General features: G+C 69.0%; 13 protein-coding genes. 2 read left to right on the top strand and 11 right to left on the bottom strand.

The genetic code is table 11. The annotated features are described in order from the left end of the window. Window positions 1-5: 5 nt before the first annotated feature. Both AB4Z46_RS09625 and AB4Z46_RS09620 read right to left on the bottom strand, forming a co-directional pair. Window positions 6-2,531, bottom strand: coding sequence for a hypothetical protein (locus AB4Z46_RS09625; protein WP_442283258.1), 2,526 nt, complete (start codon window positions 2,529-2,531; stop codon window positions 6-8). Between the two features lie 75 nt (window positions 2,532-2,606). Beyond that, window positions 2,607-4,211: an MFS transporter gene (locus tag AB4Z46_RS09620; RefSeq protein ID WP_442283257.1), complete on the bottom strand. Its 1,605-nt coding sequence runs from the start codon at window positions 4,209-4,211 to the stop codon at window positions 2,607-2,609. A gap of 165 nt (window positions 4,212-4,376) precedes the next feature. Here AB4Z46_RS09620 and AB4Z46_RS09615 point away from each other — a divergent pair, with 165 nt between their 5' ends. After that, on the top strand, window positions 4,377-5,831 hold the full coding sequence (locus tag AB4Z46_RS09615) for an alpha/beta hydrolase (RefSeq protein WP_442283256.1): 1,455 nt from the start codon (window positions 4,377-4,379) through the stop codon (window positions 5,829-5,831). On the opposite strand, the gene AB4Z46_RS09610 is transcribed toward AB4Z46_RS09615, so the two are convergent. From AB4Z46_RS09610 to AB4Z46_RS09590, 5 genes are all read right to left on the bottom strand, one after another. Next, on the bottom strand, window positions 5,832-6,677 hold the full coding sequence (locus AB4Z46_RS09610; RefSeq protein ID WP_442283255.1) for a PA4780 family RIO1-like protein kinase: 846 nt from the start codon (window positions 6,675-6,677) through the stop codon (window positions 5,832-5,834). 59 nt (window positions 6,678-6,736) lie between these two features. Next, entirely contained in the window at window positions 6,737-8,449 is a 1,713-nt protein-coding gene (locus AB4Z46_RS09605; RefSeq protein ID WP_442283254.1) for a hypothetical protein, read from the bottom strand. An 84-nt stretch (window positions 8,450-8,533) separates the two neighbouring features. Continuing rightward, entirely contained in the window at window positions 8,534-9,868 is a 1,335-nt protein-coding gene (locus AB4Z46_RS09600) for an MFS transporter (RefSeq protein ID WP_442283314.1), read from the bottom strand. Between the two features lie 79 nt (window positions 9,869-9,947). Next, window positions 9,948-11,153 carry a multidrug effflux MFS transporter gene (locus tag AB4Z46_RS09595; RefSeq protein WP_442283253.1) on the bottom strand — a complete coding sequence of 402 codons (1,206 nt, stop codon included), beginning with the start codon at window positions 11,151-11,153 and terminating at the stop codon, window positions 9,948-9,950. A gap of 72 nt (window positions 11,154-11,225) precedes the next feature. Beyond that, on the bottom strand, window positions 11,226-11,774 hold the full coding sequence (locus AB4Z46_RS09590; protein ID WP_442283252.1) for a methylated-DNA--[protein]-cysteine S-methyltransferase: 549 nt from the start codon (window positions 11,772-11,774) through the stop codon (window positions 11,226-11,228). A 94-nt stretch (window positions 11,775-11,868) separates the two neighbouring features. Between AB4Z46_RS09590 and AB4Z46_RS09585 the strand changes: the two genes are divergently transcribed. Continuing rightward, window positions 11,869-13,128 (top strand): MFS transporter, encoded by a 1,260-nt coding sequence (locus AB4Z46_RS09585; protein WP_442283251.1) that lies wholly within the window; start codon window positions 11,869-11,871, stop codon window positions 13,126-13,128. Between the two features lie 15 nt (window positions 13,129-13,143). On the opposite strand, the gene AB4Z46_RS09580 is transcribed toward AB4Z46_RS09585, so the two are convergent. Genes AB4Z46_RS09580 through AB4Z46_RS09565 form a run of 4 tightly spaced genes read right to left on the bottom strand, consistent with a single transcriptional unit; the run spans window position 13,144 to window position 16,688 of the window. Beyond that, the gene (locus AB4Z46_RS09580; RefSeq protein WP_442283250.1) at window positions 13,144-13,776 is read right to left on the bottom strand and encodes a PqiC family protein; all 633 of its coding nucleotides are present in this window, start codon (window positions 13,774-13,776) and stop codon (window positions 13,144-13,146) included. Then, a complete protein-coding gene (locus tag AB4Z46_RS09575) occupies window positions 13,773-15,410 on the bottom strand; it encodes a PqiB family protein (protein ID WP_442283249.1) in 1,638 nt (545 codons plus the stop codon). Before AB4Z46_RS09575 ends, AB4Z46_RS09580 begins: the two co-directional genes overlap by 4 nt. Then, a complete protein-coding gene (locus AB4Z46_RS09570; RefSeq protein WP_442283248.1) occupies window positions 15,403-16,068 on the bottom strand; it encodes a paraquat-inducible protein A in 666 nt (221 codons plus the stop codon). Before AB4Z46_RS09570 ends, AB4Z46_RS09575 begins: the two co-directional genes overlap by 8 nt. Then, window positions 16,065-16,688: a paraquat-inducible protein A gene (locus AB4Z46_RS09565; protein ID WP_442283247.1), complete on the bottom strand. Its 624-nt coding sequence runs from the start codon at window positions 16,686-16,688 to the stop codon at window positions 16,065-16,067. The genes AB4Z46_RS09570 and AB4Z46_RS09565 overlap by 4 nt, the downstream gene beginning before the upstream one ends. Window positions 16,689-16,710 lie beyond the last annotated feature (22 nt).

The raw sequence follows: 16,710 nt of genomic DNA, 5'->3' as shown, positions 1-16,710 counted from the left end.
TGCCGTCAGAAGGTCTTCAGGAAGGCGATCAGCGCCCGCTTGTCGTCGTCGTTCAGTTCGGGCTCGCGGCCGAAGGACTTCTCGTCGGCGCTCAGGCCCTCCTGGCGATTGAACTCGGCGGTGCCGAAGTAGTGGCCGCGATTGACCACGAAATCACGGCACTTGCTGAGTGCGAGCATGGGCTCGCGCAGGTCCGCGAAGTGCTTGCGCAGGTCCTCGTCGCTGGCGCCGGCGGGCGCGCTCGCAAGCGCCAGCTTGAGCCTGACCAGCAGGTCCCCGGCGTCTTTCACGTGTTCGACCTTCTCGCCCAGGCCATCGCTCTCGGCGCGCAGCTTGAGATTCGCCAGCAGGTTCACCGGCACGCCCTGCGGAATGGGGCCGAGCACGATGTCGCCATCCTTCTGCACCAGCCACGGCAGCCAGCGGTGCAGCGCGCCCTGCAAGGGCTGCAGTGCCTCGGGCGCATAGCCGGTCGGGATGGTCACCATGCTGCGCTCGGTGGTGCGGTCGATGGTGCCGCCCACCCTCGCACCGAGGATGGCGTCGGCCTTGCGTTTCTCGGGCCACAGCATCTGCTCGATCGACTGGTCGAAGACCTTCATGCGGCCTTCGACCGAGGGATCGCCATTGGCGTCGCCGACCGTGTTGTTCAGCAGGAAGGGCGCGCTCGACCAGACGCTGATCAGCGAGGGCACGCGCGTGTAGCCGCGCCCGCCGGCCGGCATGGCGTAGGGCTTGGGCTCGCCGGTGAAGGGATCGCTGAGCGTCACGGTGCCGACCGAGGGCAGATTCTTGTACGTCTGCGACGAGAAGTTGTCCCAGATGTTGCCCTCCAGCGCGTTGGTCGCCAGCGGACTGCAGGCGTTGGTGCGCAGCAGCGTGACCGGGATGCGTGCCTCGGTCGACAGGTAGTTGCTCTTGAGGAAGTCCGGCGCCTGCACGATCTTGCGCATCTGCGCCTTGTAGTCCTCGGTCTGGGTCCAGCCCCAGTAGCGCTTGAAGCAGTCGACGTAGCCCGGGCCCGCGCAGCGCGTCGGGTTGAGTTCGAGCGCGGCCGGCAACTGCGGCGCCTTGCTCGAATGGCAGCGCGCGCACGTGTCGGCGAAGGCCAGCTTGCCGCGCTCCAGCGTCGCGTCGTCCGCAGCCAGGTACTTGTCGCCGCCCGGCGCATCCTTCAGGTGGTCGGGCTGCGCCGCCTTGAGGAAGAACAGCGCGGTGTTCGGCGTGCCGGCCTCGGTCGCCTGCCAGTAGCTCGAGTTCTTCTGTGCCGAGGCGATCTTGATCGGCGTGATGGTCTTGCCTCCCACCACCGGGTTGAAGTGCAGCAGCCATTCCTCGCTGAAGAGGCCGATGTTGAGGTAGACCCGGTTCAGAGCGCCCAACAGCCCGACCGAGTCGGCGCCGTCCTTGAGCACATGCGGCGTGTAGACCACCGAATCGGCCTTCGAGAAGAACTCGGTCAGCGGCCCGCTGGCGATGAAGTCGTTGAACTGCTTGTTGTCGAGTTCGCCGCCCGCGAGCTTCTCGCGGCCGATGCGCCGGGCCATCTGCAGCCGCGACGAAAAATCGTAGACCGCGTTCATGGTGCGCGGGTTGTTGATGCCGTCGGTCGAGACCAGCGAGGTGTCCATCGCGCCCGGCCGGTAGGTGTGGGCCAGCTGGTACATGTAGTTGGTCCGCCCCTCGGGCTTGTTGGCGTTGAAGATGAACAGCCGGTCGACCCACATGTACTGCGCGCCCACCGAGGAGCTCAGGTTCTCGAACTTCGGATTGTTCGGATCGACCGGCGGCTTCACCGGGCTCGGCCCGACGTGGCAGAAGCCGCAGGACATGCCGACCCGATACGGCCGCACCAGGTCCTTGCGGTTGTAGTAGCTCGGGTCGGTGTAGTACTTCTCGGCGTCCCAGGCCTTCGCGGCCTTCTCGTCGAAGGCCGGGTTCGGAAACAGCCGCAGTCCTGCGATGCCTGTGCCCCAGCCGTAGAAGGAGCCCACCGGCTGCGTCGTGCCGTCGCCCAGCGGTTTGCCGCGCGAGCCGATCGCGACGCCCGGGTACTTGCTCTCGTTCTCGAAGGGGTCGGGTCCGCAGTCCTTGTTGCGCACATCGAGCCAGAGGCCGCGGCGCTGCTTGTCGGGCCCGGCGGCATTGTCGAAGCAAGGCTCGTTGACGAGCCCGAAGTACTGCCAGCGATTGGCCCGCGAGTAGCCCAGGCTCGGGTGCGAGCTGACCACCTTCAGGAGATCGAAAGCGCCGAAGGTGTAGTCGGTCATCTGGGTCCAGAAGCGGTCGTTGCCGCCGCTCCAGACCAGCCACATGTTGCGCCCCTTGATCTCCTCCGGCGACAGCGCGACGCCGTTGTCCATGTCGCGGAAGTAGTCCTCGGAGGCGTGCGGGAACGAGGCCGCATCGCGGCCGGCGATCTTCGCCTCGTCCTGCACTTCGCCGGGCTGGGGGCCCTTCGAGCAGGCGGCGAGGAGCAGGCCGGCGAGCAGCGGCAACCATCGAGCGCCGCGGCGCAACCCCTGGTTCATTGCCAATCCTCCTGCGGCCAGCGCTTGGGTGAACGGGCCATCGAGACGCAGTGTGGAGGGGGCACCCTTCATTGCCTATCGGCCATGAGACGTATGGCGATCGTCGTCCTTGGCGCGGCCGATGAGCATCCAGGCGCTCAGGGCGCTCAGCAGCGCCAAGGCGGCGCACACGAGCATGACCCAGCGAAAGCCCGAAACGAAGGAGGCGTTGACCGTCTGCCTGAGCGCCGCGGCCGCCGCCGGATCGGCGCCCGGCGGCGTCGCGGCGCCTGCCAACTGGCTGCGCTGCGCCTGCACGAAGGCGGTGGTCTCGGCCGAGGCGCCGATGTCGCGCAGGCCTTGGCCCAGCCGGAGATCGAAGGCCCAGGCCATGACCACGCCGAAGACCGCGATCGCCAGCACCGCCGCGGCGCGCGAGACCGCGTTGTTGACGCCCGAGGCGATGCCCGCGAGCTCCGCGCCGACCGCATTCATCACGGTGGTGGTGAGCGGCGCGACCGTCACCGTCATGCCGAAGCCGAGCACCACCACCGCCGGGAAGAACGAGGTCCAGTAGTTCGCTCCGACACCCGGCACCGCGAACAACGCAAAACCGATGGCGGCGATGCTCGGCCCCACCACCAGCGGCAGGCGCGGGCCGAAGCGATCGACCAGCTGTCCGGCCCAGCCCGAGAGCGCGAACATGATGAGGATGAACGGCAGCAGGGCCGCGCCCGCCACCGTCGCCGAGTAGCCCTGCACCTGGATCAGGTTGAGCGGAAAGAAATACAGCCCGCCGCCGAGCGCCGCATAGAGCAGCAGCGTCAGCAGGTTGGCGCCGCCGAAATTGCCGATGCGAAGCAGCGACAGCGGCAGCATCGGCGAGCGCACCCGCAACTCGACGACGACGAAGGCGACGCTGGCCGCGAGGCCGCCGAGCAGCGCAGCCCGAACGGGCAGCGCGCCCCAGCCCTGGGTCGGCGCCTCGATGAAGGCATAGACGATACCGCCGAGCGCGACCGTGGCCAGTGCCGCGCCCCAGAGATCGAGCCGCTCTCCGGCTGCCGCGCCGCCACGGCTCTCCGGCACATGGCGCCAGACGATCAGCAGCACCACGGCCGCCATCGGCAGGTTGACCAGGAAGGCCCAGATCCACGAGTAGTGGTCGACCAGGAAGCCGCCCACCACCGGCCCGATGGCGGCCGTGATGCCGCTGAAGCCCGACCAGGTGCCGATGGCGCGACCGCGCTCCTTCTCGGGAAACGACGCGCTGATGAGCGCCAGGCTGCCCGGCACCAACATGGCGCCGCCGACACCCTGCACCGCGCGCGCCAGGATCAGCTGCCGCACATCGCCCGCCAGCGCGCAGCCGAGCGAGGCCAGCGCGAACAGTGCGACGCCGATCGCGAAAATTCTTCGCCGCCCGAAGTGGTCGCCCAGCGAGCCGCCGACGAGCAGCAGCGCGGCCAGAAAGAGCGCATAGGACTCCACCACCCATTGCGCCTGGAAGGCGGTCGCATGCAGATCGGCCTGGATCGCGGGCAGCGCGACGTTCACCACCGTGCCATCGATGAAGGCCATGCTGGAGCCGACGATCGCCGCCGCCAGCACCCAGGGCTTCGAGGCCGGTGGACAGCCGGCCGGCTCGCAGCCGTGGCGTATCAGCGTGTCGTCGCCCGGCAGCTTGCCGATTTGACTCATGGATGTGCCCTCCGCGCAGGGGTCTTGGTGGCGGCAGTATGAAGGCCGGCCGCGATTCCGGTGCAAGTCCGCCCACGGGATCGACGCTTCGAGCCTCGTGATAGATTGCACGCCGGGAAGTTTCCCGGGCCGCGTGCGCGAAGAAAGAACGAAAAGAGGATCGGAATGGGACCCTGGCTGGCCAGGATGCTGAAGCGCACCGCGCTGTTGCTGGGCATCGTATTCGTCACCCTGATCGCAGTTCGCACCTACGACGTGCAACGCGGGCCGGCGCTCGAGCCGTGGCACACGCACGTGCCGCACGAGCTGTCCGGCGAGGAGATCCGCAAGGCCGACTGGCCCGCCTGGCTGGCAGCCGAGAACGCGGCCTTCGAGGACGTCCGGCAGCAGGTCACGCAGAAGCTGCCGCCCGAGCTGCAGACCCCGTCGAACCGCTATTTCGAAGGCAGCCCGATCTATCCGGGCCGTTTCCGGCAGGACTGGAACCGCTCCTACACGCTCGACCCGCAAGGGCCGCCGAAAGGAGCGGTGGTGCTGCTTCACGGCCTCACCGATTCGCCTTTCAGCCTGCGCCACGTCGCCACGCTGTACCGCGACCGCGGCTTCGTGGTCGTCGCGATCCGCATGCCGGGCCACGGCACCGTGCCCGCCGGACTGACCCACGTCCAGTGGGAGGACTGGTCCGCGGCGACCCAGCTCGCGGTGCGCGAAGCACGGCGGCGCGTGCCCGCTCCGCTGCCGCTGCACGTGGTCGGCTTCTCCAACGGCGGCGCGCTGGCGACCAAGTACGCGCTCGATGCCATCGACGACAGCCAGCTTCCGCGGCCCGACCGGCTGATCCTGATCGCGCCGATGATCGGCATCACCGAGCTGTCGCGCTTTGCCGGCGTGTTCGGCTGGCCGGCCATCTTCCCGGCCTTCGCCAAGGCGGCCTGGCTCGGCATCGTGCCGGAGTTCAACCCCTTCAAGTACAACTCGTTCCCGGTCAACGGTGCGCGCCAGTCGTCCCTGCTGACGCGCGACCTGCAGGCGCACGTGGTGCGCGAGGAGCGAGCCGGCCGGCTCGACCAGCTGCCGCCGATTCTCACCTTCCAGTCATTGATCGACTTCACGGTCAGCACCCGCGCGATCGTCACCAGCCTCTACGCGCGGCTGCCCGCCAACGGCAGCGAGCTGGTGCTGTTCGACCTCAACCGCAGCGTCAAGTTCGGACCGCTGCTGCGCTCCGGCAGCGATCTGCGGCCGGACCGTGTGCTGCCCCCCGCACCGCGGCGCTTCCGCTCGACGCTGGTCACCAATGCCGACATTCACAGCCGCGAAGTCGTGGAACAGGTCACGGAGGCCGGTTCGACCACGGTGCAGACCCGGCCGCTCGGGCTCGAGTTTCCGCTCGAGGTGTTCTCGCTCTCGCACCTCGCCCTGCCCTTCCCGATGACCGATCCGCTGTACGGCATGCGGCCCGACGACAGCGACGATTTCGGCGTCAACCTCGGCGCGCTGGCGATGCGCGGCGAGCGCGGCGGGCTGATCGTCAGCCTGGATTCGCTGACGCGGCTGTCCTCGAATCCGTTCTACGACTTCATGGCCGATCGCATCGCGGCAACCCTTCCGGCGCCCTGATCAGCGCGCCGCCATGCGCACCAGGCGCGCCGCCTCTTCCGCGCGCGCGTCGTCGACCTCGCGCAACACGCCCCCCAGGTCGACCGGCCCGGTCGCGCGCACAAAGGTGCCCGTGAGCTCCGAGCCGGTGTGCAGTTCGCCGCGTTCGTAGAGGTTCCAGATCTCTTCGCCGTAGCGCGTCGGCAGCAGCTCGGGTGCGAACCGACCGAAGAAGGCATTGAGATTCGCCACGTCGCGCAGCAGCATCCGCCGCGCGTGGTTGTTGCCCGCGGCATCGACGGCCTGCGGCAGGTCGATGATCACGGGACCGTCGGCGCCGAGCAGCACGTTGAACTCCGAGAGATCGCCATGCACCACGCCGGCACACAGCATGCGGACCACTTCCACCAGCAGCGTCGCATGGTGCCGCCGCGCCTCCTCGGGCGTGAACACCACGTCGTTGAGGCGCGGCGCAGCATCGCCCTGCGCGTCGGCGACCAGTTCCATCAGCAACACCCCGTCGCAGAAGTTGTAGGGCACCGGCACCCGGACGCCCGCGGCCGCCAGGCGATAGAGCGCGTCGACCTCGGCGCTTTGCCAGGCGGCCTCGGTGGCCTGCCGTCCGAACTTGGTGCCCTTGGCCATCGCGCGCTGCAGGCGCGTGTTCTTGACCTTGCGGTTCTCGGTGTAGTCGACGGCCTGGCGGAAGCTGCGCTGGGTGGCTTCCTTGTAGATCTTGGCGCAACGCGTGTCGTCGCCGCAGCGCACCACGTAGACCATCGCTTCCTTGCCGCTCATGAGCTGGCGTACCACGCTGTCGATCAGGCCTTCGTCGATCAGCGACTGCAGTCGGGGGGGTGCTTTCATGGCGCATTCTGCCTGTCGGCCGTTCGCTGCCCGGTGCCGCCGCCCCCCGGCTCACGACTTCAGGCGTGGATCCAGAACGCGCTTTCCGCGAACTCCTCGCCATTCCACCAGCCGGCCTTGCCGGTGCCGCGGCTGAAGTTGCGCGCGCCGGCCTGGCTCTGCAGCGGCGCGATCACCTCGCCGGCGGCATTGCGGCGGGCGGTCGCGGTGGCGGTCTCTGGCACCACCGCGACGATGTGGCCCGAGCGGCCGTCCTCCTTTCTTCGCGCCACGATCAGGCCGACCGCCCCCTGGTTGGCGGCCTGCTGCAGCTCGGCCAGCGCCCCGCTCTGGCGCCAGCCGAAGGCCTGGCCGAAATCGCGCAGCCAGCGGAACAGGTCGTTGGCACGCACCTCGACGACGGTGTTGCCGATCAACGGCGCCACCTGCGCACCGCCGGCCAGCGCCAGGATGGCCGGGGTCGTCCACCAGACCCGCGGCAGGTACACGCCCGCGAGGTGGCAGAAGTCGTGGCAGTAGATGTTGCAGAAGGTCAGGCCCGCGCGCGGCTGGTAGCGCCTGTGCGAGGGCTTGTCCACCGCCAGCCAGTCGACGATGGCGCCGAGCTCGGTCCGCAGCGCCGGCGCGCTCGTGCCTGAACGCCCCGGCTGGCCCGGCTCGCTCAGCGAATGGGCATTCGCCAGGTCCCGGCGCCGGGTCAGGCTGCCCGGCGGACGCGGCAGGGCCGCCGCCGGCGGCGTGAAGACCGGCGCCGGCGGTGGCCGGGCGCTGTTCGGCATCACGGTGCGCCGGGGCGTGGCCGTGGGCGCCAGGAACTTCATCGACGCGAAGCCGTGCAGCCGCGCGCCGAAGAGTTCGGTCTCCACCTCCATGAAGCCCTTCACCGCCGTGCCGGTCACGGCGCGCACCGGATGCCCGCTGGGCAGGTTCGCGATCACGTTGGCCTGGGGCGGCGTGCTGATCGAGGGCGCGCTGCGCAGGCGCAGCATGGCGTCGACCGTGGTCACCACCATCGCGGGTCCTTCGGCGCTCGGCGGCGCGGTCGGCGGCACGATGGCGACGCCGGGCGGCGGTTCGACCAGCGGTGACGGGTCGTCCGGCAGAGCGGCGGTGTGCGCCAGCCGGATGAAGTCGAACAGCAACTCGCCGTAGAAGCTGGTGCCGTTGAAGTAGCCCTGCCTGAGGCCCTTGGCGGGACTGAAGCCGCCGGTGTTGTAGGCGATGCCGACCGCGGCGAGTTCGAGGTCGCTGAGCGACTCGCGGTCCTGCAAGCCCAGCTTGTGCAGCGCACGGCCCAGCTCGACCAGGCACTTGCCCAGCGTCTCCTCGAAATGCTCGTACCGGCGCTCGAGAAAATAGTCCGGATCGGACAGGAAGAACTGCAGGTCGCACTGGAACATGCCGTAGCCGTGGCAGAACTTGTCGGGCCGCGCCGCCGCGCCGGTGTAGCCCGGCACCTTCGCCGCCATGTCGACCAGCGCCTGGCGGGCGATCGCGAACATGCGGTCGCCGTTCGGCCGGGCCAGCAGCTCGGCCTTGGTCTTCGGAAAGGCACGGCGACCCTTGTCGGCATCGAGCGTGTCGCCGACGCAGAGCGCGAGGATCCGCGGCGTCGCCATGTTCGCGCGCCGCAGCAGCGGCCAGATGTGGCCGGTCTCCTGGCAGGCGATGGCCGCGATCATGTCCACGGTCAGTGGGGTTCCGGCCAGGAGCGGCACGATGCGCGGCTGGAACTCGGTCTTGAACCACAGGATGTCCGAACGATCAGGCATGAGGCCCCCTTTGGCGCCGCAGGAGCCTGAACGATAGGAGGCTGCCCCGCGGCCGGCAATCGGCCGTCGGAGATAGGGCCCGGCTCAGTCGTGCCGGGTGCGCAGCGTGCTGCAGACCGCGGCCACTGCCGCACAGCAGGCGGCGAGCGCGAGGGCAATCACCTGTCCCTTGCCGTCGTGCGGACTCCAGAAGCTGAAGATGCCGGCCAGCAGCACCGCGCCCAGGGTCTGGCCCGTGAGCCGCGCAGTGCCCAGCATGCCGCTGGCCGCGCCGCTGCGATGCGGCGGCGGCGTGGTCACGATGGTGTGGTTGTTGGGCGACTGGAACAGCCCGAAGCCCAGGCCGCACAGCACCATGCGCCAGACGATGTCGATGTTGCCCGGCTGCGCCGGCAGCGCCGCCAGCAGCGCCAGGCCGGTGGCCAGCAGGGCCAGGCCGATGCCGCCCAGCAGGCCGTCCGGGTATCGGCCGATCAGCCGGCCCGCGATCGGCGCCATCACCACGATCGCCAGCGGCCAGGCGGTGATCAGCAGGCCGGCCTCGAAGTGCGAGCGCCCGTAGGTGTCGAGCAGCAGGAAGGGCAGCGCGATGAAGGACAGCATCTGGGCACAGAAGGCGCCGACCGAGGTGCCCATCGAGAGCGCGAACACCGGGATGCGCAGCAGGTCGACCGGGAACAACGGCACCGCCTGTGCGGCCTGCCGCCGCAGGTAGACGAATCCGACCGCCACGCCGCCCAGCAGCAGCGCCCAGGCCATCGGCCCGGCGCCCTGCCCCGTTTCGCTGCGCACGCCCAGGCGGTCGGCGCCGACGAAGATCAGCGCGAACATCGCCACGTTGAGCACGACGTCGATCAGCGAGAAGCGAAACCCGGAGGCAGCCGAATCGTTGGCCGGCAGCGCCCGCAGGCCGAGCACCAGCACCAGCGCACCCAGCGGCACGTTGAGCGCGAACAGCCAGGGCCACGAAGCCACCGAAAGGATCCCGGCCGCCACCGAAGGCCCGGCGACCGAGGCGGTGGCCACCACCATCGAGTTGATCGCCATGCCGCGCCCGAGCTGGGCTGACGGATAGATGAGTCGCACCAGCGCCGCGTTGACGCTCATGATGCCGGCGGCGCCCAGCCCCTGCAGCGCCCGGCCCGCGATCAGCATGCCGAGCGAGTTGGACAGCGTCGCGATGAGCGAAGCGGCCGCGAACAGGGCCATGCCCGTGAGGTAGACGCGCCGGTAGCCGATCCGGTCGCCCAGCGAAGCCAGCGGCAGCAGCATGACCAGCGTGGCGATCTGGTAGGCGTTGACCACCCAGATCGCATGCGCCGGGTCGGCCCGCAGTTCGCGCGCAATACCCGGCAGCGCGAGATTGACGATGGTGCCGTCGAGCACCGCCACCGCAATGCCGAGGATCACCACCACCATGGCCTGCCGGCGCTGCGGCTGGGGCAGCCCGTTCTGCGCCGCGGAGGCGGCCGGCGCCGCCAGGGTGGCCGACACCGCCTCAGCCCGCCGGACAGACGGCCTGGCGCCGCCCGTCCAGCGTGAGCCAGGTCAGCACGACGGCGATCAGGGCGCCACCCGCCATGCCGGCCACCATCGGCAACGGCCGGCCGTCGGTGAAGAGTCCGACCACCGCCATCACCACCGCGCCGGTGAGCATCTGAAGCGTGCCGAGCAGGGCCGAGGCGGTGCCGGCGATGGTGCCGTGCTTCTCGAGCGCGAGCACCGAGGTGGTGGGAATGACCAGGCCCATCAGCCCGCTGGCGATGAAGTACAGCACGATCAGCACCGCCAGCCGGTCGCCGCCGGTCGCGTAGTAGGCGAACATGGCCAGCATCACGGCGCCGCAGGCGGCGACGCTGGTCTTGACCACGCGCTCGATGCCGAAGCGTTCGCACAGCGGGCCGTTGAGCTGGGCGGCGGCGAAGAAGGCCGCCGCGTTCACGCCGAAGGCCACGCTGTACAGCACCGGCGACAGCCCGTAGTGATCGATCATCACGAAGGACGAGTTCGCCAGGTAGGTGAAGAAGCCCGCCATCGCGAAGGCGCCGATGAAGACCAGCCCGAGGTAGTGCGTGTCGCGCAGCAGCACGCCGTACGCCGCGAGCGCGCTGCCCAGGCTGCTCTCGACCCGCTCCTCGGCCGGCCGGGTTTCCTTCAGCACCAGGGCGATGGTCGCCAAGCCGATCACCGCAGCCAGCGTCACGGCCCAGAACACGCCGCGCCAGCCGGTGAAGGCGATCACCGCGCTGCCGGCCAGCGGCGCCAGGATCGGTGACACGCTGAAGACCAGCATCAGCAGCGACATCAGCCGCGCCGCATCGTTGCCGGTGTGCAGGTCGCGCACCACGGCGCGCGGGATCGCCATGCCGGCCGCGGCGCCCAGGCCCTGCACGAAGCGCAGCGCGATCAGCGTCTCGATGCTGGTCGCCAGCGCGCAGCCGATGCTCGCGAGCGCGAACAGTCCGAGCCCGAAATAGAGCGGCGGCTTGCGCCCCACCATGTCGGACACCGGGCCATAAAGCAGTTGCCCGACCCCGAGCGAGACGAAGAAGGCCGTGAGGCTCATCTGCACCGGTCCGATGCCGGCGTGCAGGCTGCTGCCGATCTCGGGCAGGGCCGGCAGGTACATGTCGATCGCGAACGGGCCGATGGCCGACAACAGGCCCAGCACGAGCGCGATCTTGAAGAAGCGCGAAGAAGTCATGCACCGATTGTCGCCAAGGTCGCGATGGACCGTGGGCAGCGCGATCGGGCGGCCTGTGCTAGGGCTTGGAGCTCAGAACAGATGGCCGCTGTCACTGTCCGGACGAGCCCCCTCGATGGCCAGCATGCGCAGCTTCGACGCCGCGCCGCCATGGGCCGAGAAGCCACCCCATTGCCCGCCCGCGGCAAGCACCCGATGGCACGGCACGACCGGCGCGAAGGGATTGAGCCCGAGCGCCTGGCCGACCGCGCGCGCCAGCCCCTTGTCGCCGAGTTCGGCCGCGATGTCGCCGTAGGTGCGGGTGCGTCCGGGCGGAATGCGGCGCGCGATCTCGTAGACGCGCCGGTGGAATTCGCTGACGCCCTCGAGGTCGAGCGCGATCTCGGCCAGGTCGCGCGGCTCGCCGTTCAGCAGTGCGCGGATGCCCGCGATCGCGGGCCCGACCACCGGCGGCGGCTCGCGCTCCGGCCATTGCGCGAAGCGCCGCCTCATGCGCTCGCGCGTGGCGCCCTCCCCGCTTTCGGGCAACTGCACGCCGGCGATGCCGCGCGGGCCCCAGGCAATGCCGCAGGCCCCGATGGCGGTGTCGAACAGCGCGAATCCTTTGGATTCGAGATTCATATTGACGAATAGCAATTTGATATTAGACAGCTATCGCCTGCCTTCCAACAATGCGGGACAAAAGAATTCAACCAACAGACAGGGAGACAACACCATGACCACTCAGGAGGTCGACACTTTTGCGCGCAGCGACCGGACATCCAGAATTCCCTCGGACAAGGTCTGGATCGCGGTCTTCATTTCATCATTCCTCGGGCTCTTCGTCGACGGCTTCGACCTCCAGATGCTCTCGATCACGCTGCCCAGCCTGAAGGCCGAATGGGGCTTGACCAACACCCAGGCCGGGCTGCTCGCCACCTGGTCGCTGGGCGGCATGGCGATCGGCGGCATGGGCGGCGGCTGGCTGGCAGACCGCTTCGGCCGGGTCCGCATGGCGGCCTGGATGATCGTCCTGTTCTCCATCGGCTCGATGCTGCTCGGCTTCGCCCAGTCGTACCCGCAGTTCATCGCCATCCGCTTCATCACCGGCATCGGCCTGGGCGCCGAATACACGATCTGCACCATGCTGATGGCGGAATACGTGCCGACCCGGATGCGAACGACCGTGCTCGGCACCCTGCAGGCCTCCTATTCCCTGGGCTACCTGGCCGCGGCGCTGCTGGCCGGCGCGATCCTGCCGACCTTCGGCTGGCGCTGGATGTACTACATCGCGATCGTGCCGGTGGTGCTCGCCATCTTCATCCGCCGTTTCATCCCCGAGCCGCAAAGCTGGCGGAACCGCAGCCAGGCGCCGCGTACCCGCGAGAACAACGAGTGGCGGCTGATCTGGCAGGACCGGAGGGTCAGGCACTGCTTCCTGCTGTGGGCGCTGGCCTCGACCCTGCTGCAGTTCGGCTACTTCGGCGTCAACACCTGGCTGCCGAGCTACGTGGCCACGGAACTCGGCGTCGACTTCAGGACCATGACGACCTACATCGTCGGTGCCTACACGGCGGCCATCGTGGGCAAGGTCGTCACCGGCTGGCTGGCCGACCGGTTCGGCCGACGCATCCTGTTCGCCGTCGGCGGCATTGCCACCGCCATGATGCTGCCGGTCCTGTTCATGTTCCAGACGCCGGAGACCATGGTGCTGCTCATGATCGTCTTCGGATTCCTCTATGGCATGCCCTATGCCGTCAACGCCACCTACATGAACGAGAGCTTCCCGACGCACCTGCGCGGCACCGCCACCGGCGGCTCCTACAACATCGGCCGCATCGGCGCGATGACGGCGCCGCTGGTCATCGGCCTCGTTGCGGACAGCTTCACCATCGGGCTCGGGCTGGCGGTCCTGGGCATCGCCTACGCCCTCGCCGCCCTGGTTCCGTTCTTCTTCATCAAGGAGAAGATGTACGACCCATCGGCCGCCGAATAGGCGCGCCGCCCGTCGTCAAGCGCCGCAGGACGGCGCCGGGTTGGCCTGCAGCGCCGAGGCGCTGGCCGCAATGGCATCGGCCAGCCGGGCGGCGACCCGCTGCGCGCCCTCGGCCAGCGCATCCATGCCGGCACCCACGGGCTCCGACAGCGAGAGTTGGCAAGCGGCCGCCGGGCCCTCGTCCGTGCGGCGCACGGTCCAGCTGAAGCTGGCGTCGACCCGGCTGTCCTCGATGGCGTCGAACTGCCCCATCTGCACCGCGATGCGGGTCGCGGGCTGGCCGCGCACGCGGCCGGACCTCGTCACGTCGACTGCCCCGAGCCGGGCCGCAATGGCGCTGCCCAGCGCATCGCGCAGTTCGTTCTCGAACGAGGAGGACCAGCGGTGCTGCTCGAGGATGTTCACCTGCGGGCCGCCGGCCGAACCCTTCTGCCGCACCACCAGCTGCGGCCGGGCGAAGCGCTCGGGCATGGCGATCGGCGCGAGTTCGATGAAGACCGGCGTTGCCGCGGCGGTCGCGGCCGGTGCACGGGCCGGTTGCGCGCTCTCGGCCAGGCTGTAGAACTGCGTGCGGGTGCTGCCGCACCCCGCCAGCAGCAGCGCAGCGCCCAGCGCCGCTGCCGCGAGGCGCCATGTCGTGGTTCTCATTTCTGCTTGTCCTCCGGCTTGCCGCGGATCAGTGATTCGGGATGACGCTCCAGGTAGTCGGTCAGGATGCGCAGCGACGCCGCCGCCCGCGTGACTTCCTGCAGGGTCTGGCGCATGTCCTGCTGAAGCGGGGCATCGTCGGCGATCGTCTTCTCGGCGGAGCGCAGCGTCCGGCGCACGTCTTTCATGGCTGCCGCCATCTCCGGCGTGACGTCGTTGTTCAGGCTCTTGGCGAGTTGCTCGGTACTGGCCAGCGTCTTGTTGAGCGTGGCCAGCGTCTTGCGCAGATCGGCGCTGAGCTCCTCGAAGGGCACCTTGTTGATCTTGCGGGCGATGTCCGACACCTGGGACTGCAGCTCGTCCAGGCTGTTGGGCGCGGTCGGCAGCTCGATCGGCGTCCGGCTGATGTCCAGGGTGGCCGGCTTCGCATCGGGGAAGAAGTCGATGGCCACGTAGACCTGGCCCGTGAGCAGGTTGCCGGTGCGCAGCTGGCCGCGCAGGCCCTTGCTGACCAGGAAGCGCCAGCGCTCGAGCTGCGAGAACTGCGACTCCCTTCCGGGATTGACGTCGCGGCGCCGCAGGCGGTCGGGGTAGATCTGCACCACCACCGGCATCTTGAACTCGCGCTCGGTGCGGTCGAACTCGACGCCGATCGACCTGACTTCGCCGACGACCACGCCGCGGAAGTCGACCGGCGCGCCCGGCGACAAGCCGCGCAGCGACTGGTTGAAGTACAGCAGCATGGTCTGGGAGGGCCCGTCGGGCTCCTTCATCGCGGCGACCTCGTCATTCGCGAGCCCGAAGGCCGTGTTCTCCTGCGCCTGCGGCCCGCTCTGGTCGTCGGGCGACTGGAAGGCGATGCCGCCGATCAGCACCGTGACGAGCGACTGGGTGCGCACCTTGAGCCCGCTCGCGTTCAGCTCGACATCGAAGCCGCTGGCATGCCAGAAGCGCGTATTGACGCCGACGAACTTGTCGTACGGCGCGTTGACGAAGACGCGCAGCGTCACGCCGCGGCCATCGGGGTCGAGCTCGTAGGCCGCGACCTGCCCCACCTTGATGCGCCGGAAGTACACCGGCGATCCGATGTCCAGCGAACCGACGTCGCGCGAGCGCAGCAGGAACTGCCGCCCGGAAGCGTCGCGCGTGACGATGGGCGGCGTCTCGAGCCCGATGAATTCGCCCGCGGCCTCTTCCGAAGTGCCGGCATCGGCGCCGATGTAGGCGCCGGACAGCAAGGTGCCGAGCCCGGAAATCCCGGAGGTGTCGAGCCGCGGGCGCACCACCCAGAAGCGCGTGTCCTGCGCAGTGAAGGCACTGGCCTCCTTCTTGAGCTGCACCAGCACGCGCACATGGGAGCGGTCGTTGGCCAGGCGGATGCTTTGCACCATGCCGATCTGGACGTCCTTGTACTTGACCGCCGTCTTGTTGGCCTCCAGGCCCTCGGCGCTCTTGAAGGTCAGCACGATCTCCGGGCCGCGGTCGATCAGGATGCGTGCGACCAGCGCCACGCCGACCAGCGCAGCCACGATGGGGATCAGCCAGATCAGGGACGGCAGCCAGTTGCGCCGCTTGACCACCGTCGGGCTCCCCAGCGGCGGCCGGGGCTCGGGAGCAGTGTCTGCATCATTCATGTGGATTCGTTGCCATGTTCATTTCGTTCGCCCGTGCATCGGGCCGGGTGTCCCAGGTCAGCCGCGGATCGAAGCTCAGCGACGCCAGCATCGTCAACACGACCACCGCGCCGAAGGCCGCGATACCGACCCCGGCCGTGATCTCGGCGAAGCCGTGGATGCGCACCAGACCGGCCAGCAGCGCCACCACGAAGACGTCGAGCATCGACCAGCGCCCGATCACCTCGAGGATGCGATAGAGCTTGGCCCTCTCGAGCTGCCGCCAGGCGCTGCGACGCTGGGCCGTGATGTTCAGCAAGATCAGCGCGCTGAGCTTGAACAGCGGCACCAGGAAGCTCGCGATGAAGATCAGCGCGGCCAGGCCGTAGGCGCCGGACACCCAGAAGTAGATGACACCGCTCAGGATGGTGTCCTGCTGGGTCCCCAGCAGGCTCCTGGTGATCATCACCGGCAGCAGGTTGGCCGGCAGATAGAGAATCGCGGCGGCCACGAGGTAGGCCCAGGTGCGGTTGATGCTGTCGGGCTTGCGCGCGTGCAGCCGCGTGCCGCAGCGCGCGCAGGGCTCGCCGTCGAATGCGCCTTGCCATGTGGTGCCGCAATGGTGGCAGCCCATCAGCCGGCCGGTCCCGGCGTTGTCGATCGGCACGGGCTCGTTCATTCGTGTTGTCCCGGCCGCGGCTCGAAGGCCATCTCCCAGAAGGTTCGCGGGTTGAACGACAGCACCGCGGTCAGCAGCACCGTGAGCCCCATGAAAGCCCAGAGCGCCGGGCCGGGGATGACCTGGGCCATGCTGCTGAGCTTGATGATCGCGACCAGCACGCCGAGCAGGAACACCTCGACCATGCCCCAGGGCCGAAGCGCCTGGAGCGCGCCCACCAGGATGCGGAAACCCGCCGGCCGCCGCTCGTAGCGCATCGGCACCAGCAGGTAGAACAGGATGCACAGCTGAAGCAACGGAAACAGGAGCGTGGTCGCCAGCACCAGCAGCGCCACCGGCGACATGCCTTCGGAACTCAGCGCCACCACCGCGCCTGCCAGCGTGGTCTCGTTGCTGAGCCCCTGCAGTTCGATCTCGACGATCGGGAACAGGTTGGCGATCGCGAACAGGATCAGGCAGGCCACCGTGAGCGGCAGCACGCGGCCGCTCTGGTCGCCCGCATGGCGGTCGAGTTCGGTGCTGCAGCGCGGGCAATGCGAGATCTCGCGCGGACGCAGCGGCACCCGACGGTAGACGGCGTCGCAGCCTTCGCAGACGATGGCGTCGGGAACTTCTTTCATGCGTTGAGAGCTATTGTCAGGC

Origin of the sequence: Variovorax sp. M-6, assembly GCF_052114385.1 — a bacterium.
GTDB lineage: Bacteria > Pseudomonadota > Gammaproteobacteria > Burkholderiales > Burkholderiaceae_C > Variovorax.
The sequence above is the reverse complement of the archived record's forward strand: the minus strand, read 5'-3'. Positions and strand labels throughout refer to the sequence as shown.

Coding starts and splice junctions, on each gene's coding strand:
- AB4Z46_RS09565 (WP_442283247.1), bottom strand. CDS start 16,688: ATGAAAGAAGTTCCCGACGCCATCGTCTGCGAAGGCTGCGACGCCGTC.
- AB4Z46_RS09610 (WP_442283255.1), bottom strand. CDS start 6,677: ATGAAAGCACCCCCCCGACTGCAGTCGCTGATCGACGAAGGCCTGATC.
- AB4Z46_RS09620 (WP_442283257.1), bottom strand. CDS start 4,211: ATGAGTCAAATCGGCAAGCTGCCGGGCGACGACACGCTGATACGCCAC.
- AB4Z46_RS09570 (WP_442283248.1), bottom strand. CDS start 16,068: ATGAACGAGCCCGTGCCGATCGACAACGCCGGGACCGGCCGGCTGATG.
- AB4Z46_RS09575 (WP_442283249.1), bottom strand. CDS start 15,410: ATGAATGATGCAGACACTGCTCCCGAGCCCCGGCCGCCGCTGGGGAGC.
- AB4Z46_RS09625 (WP_442283258.1), bottom strand. CDS start 2,531: ATGAACCAGGGGTTGCGCCGCGGCGCTCGATGGTTGCCGCTGCTCGCC.
- AB4Z46_RS09580 (WP_442283250.1), bottom strand. CDS start 13,776: ATGAGAACCACGACATGGCGCCTCGCGGCAGCGGCGCTGGGCGCTGCG.
- AB4Z46_RS09600 (WP_442283314.1), bottom strand. CDS start 9,868: ATGGTGGTGGTGATCCTCGGCATTGCGGTGGCGGTGCTCGACGGCACC.
- AB4Z46_RS09605 (WP_442283254.1), bottom strand. CDS start 8,449: ATGCCTGATCGTTCGGACATCCTGTGGTTCAAGACCGAGTTCCAGCCG.
- AB4Z46_RS09615 (WP_442283256.1), top strand. CDS start 4,377: ATGGGACCCTGGCTGGCCAGGATGCTGAAGCGCACCGCGCTGTTGCTG.
- AB4Z46_RS09590 (WP_442283252.1), bottom strand. CDS start 11,774: ATGAATCTCGAATCCAAAGGATTCGCGCTGTTCGACACCGCCATCGGG.
- AB4Z46_RS09585 (WP_442283251.1), top strand. CDS start 11,869: ATGACCACTCAGGAGGTCGACACTTTTGCGCGCAGCGACCGGACATCC.
- AB4Z46_RS09595 (WP_442283253.1), bottom strand. CDS start 11,153: ATGACTTCTTCGCGCTTCTTCAAGATCGCGCTCGTGCTGGGCCTGTTG.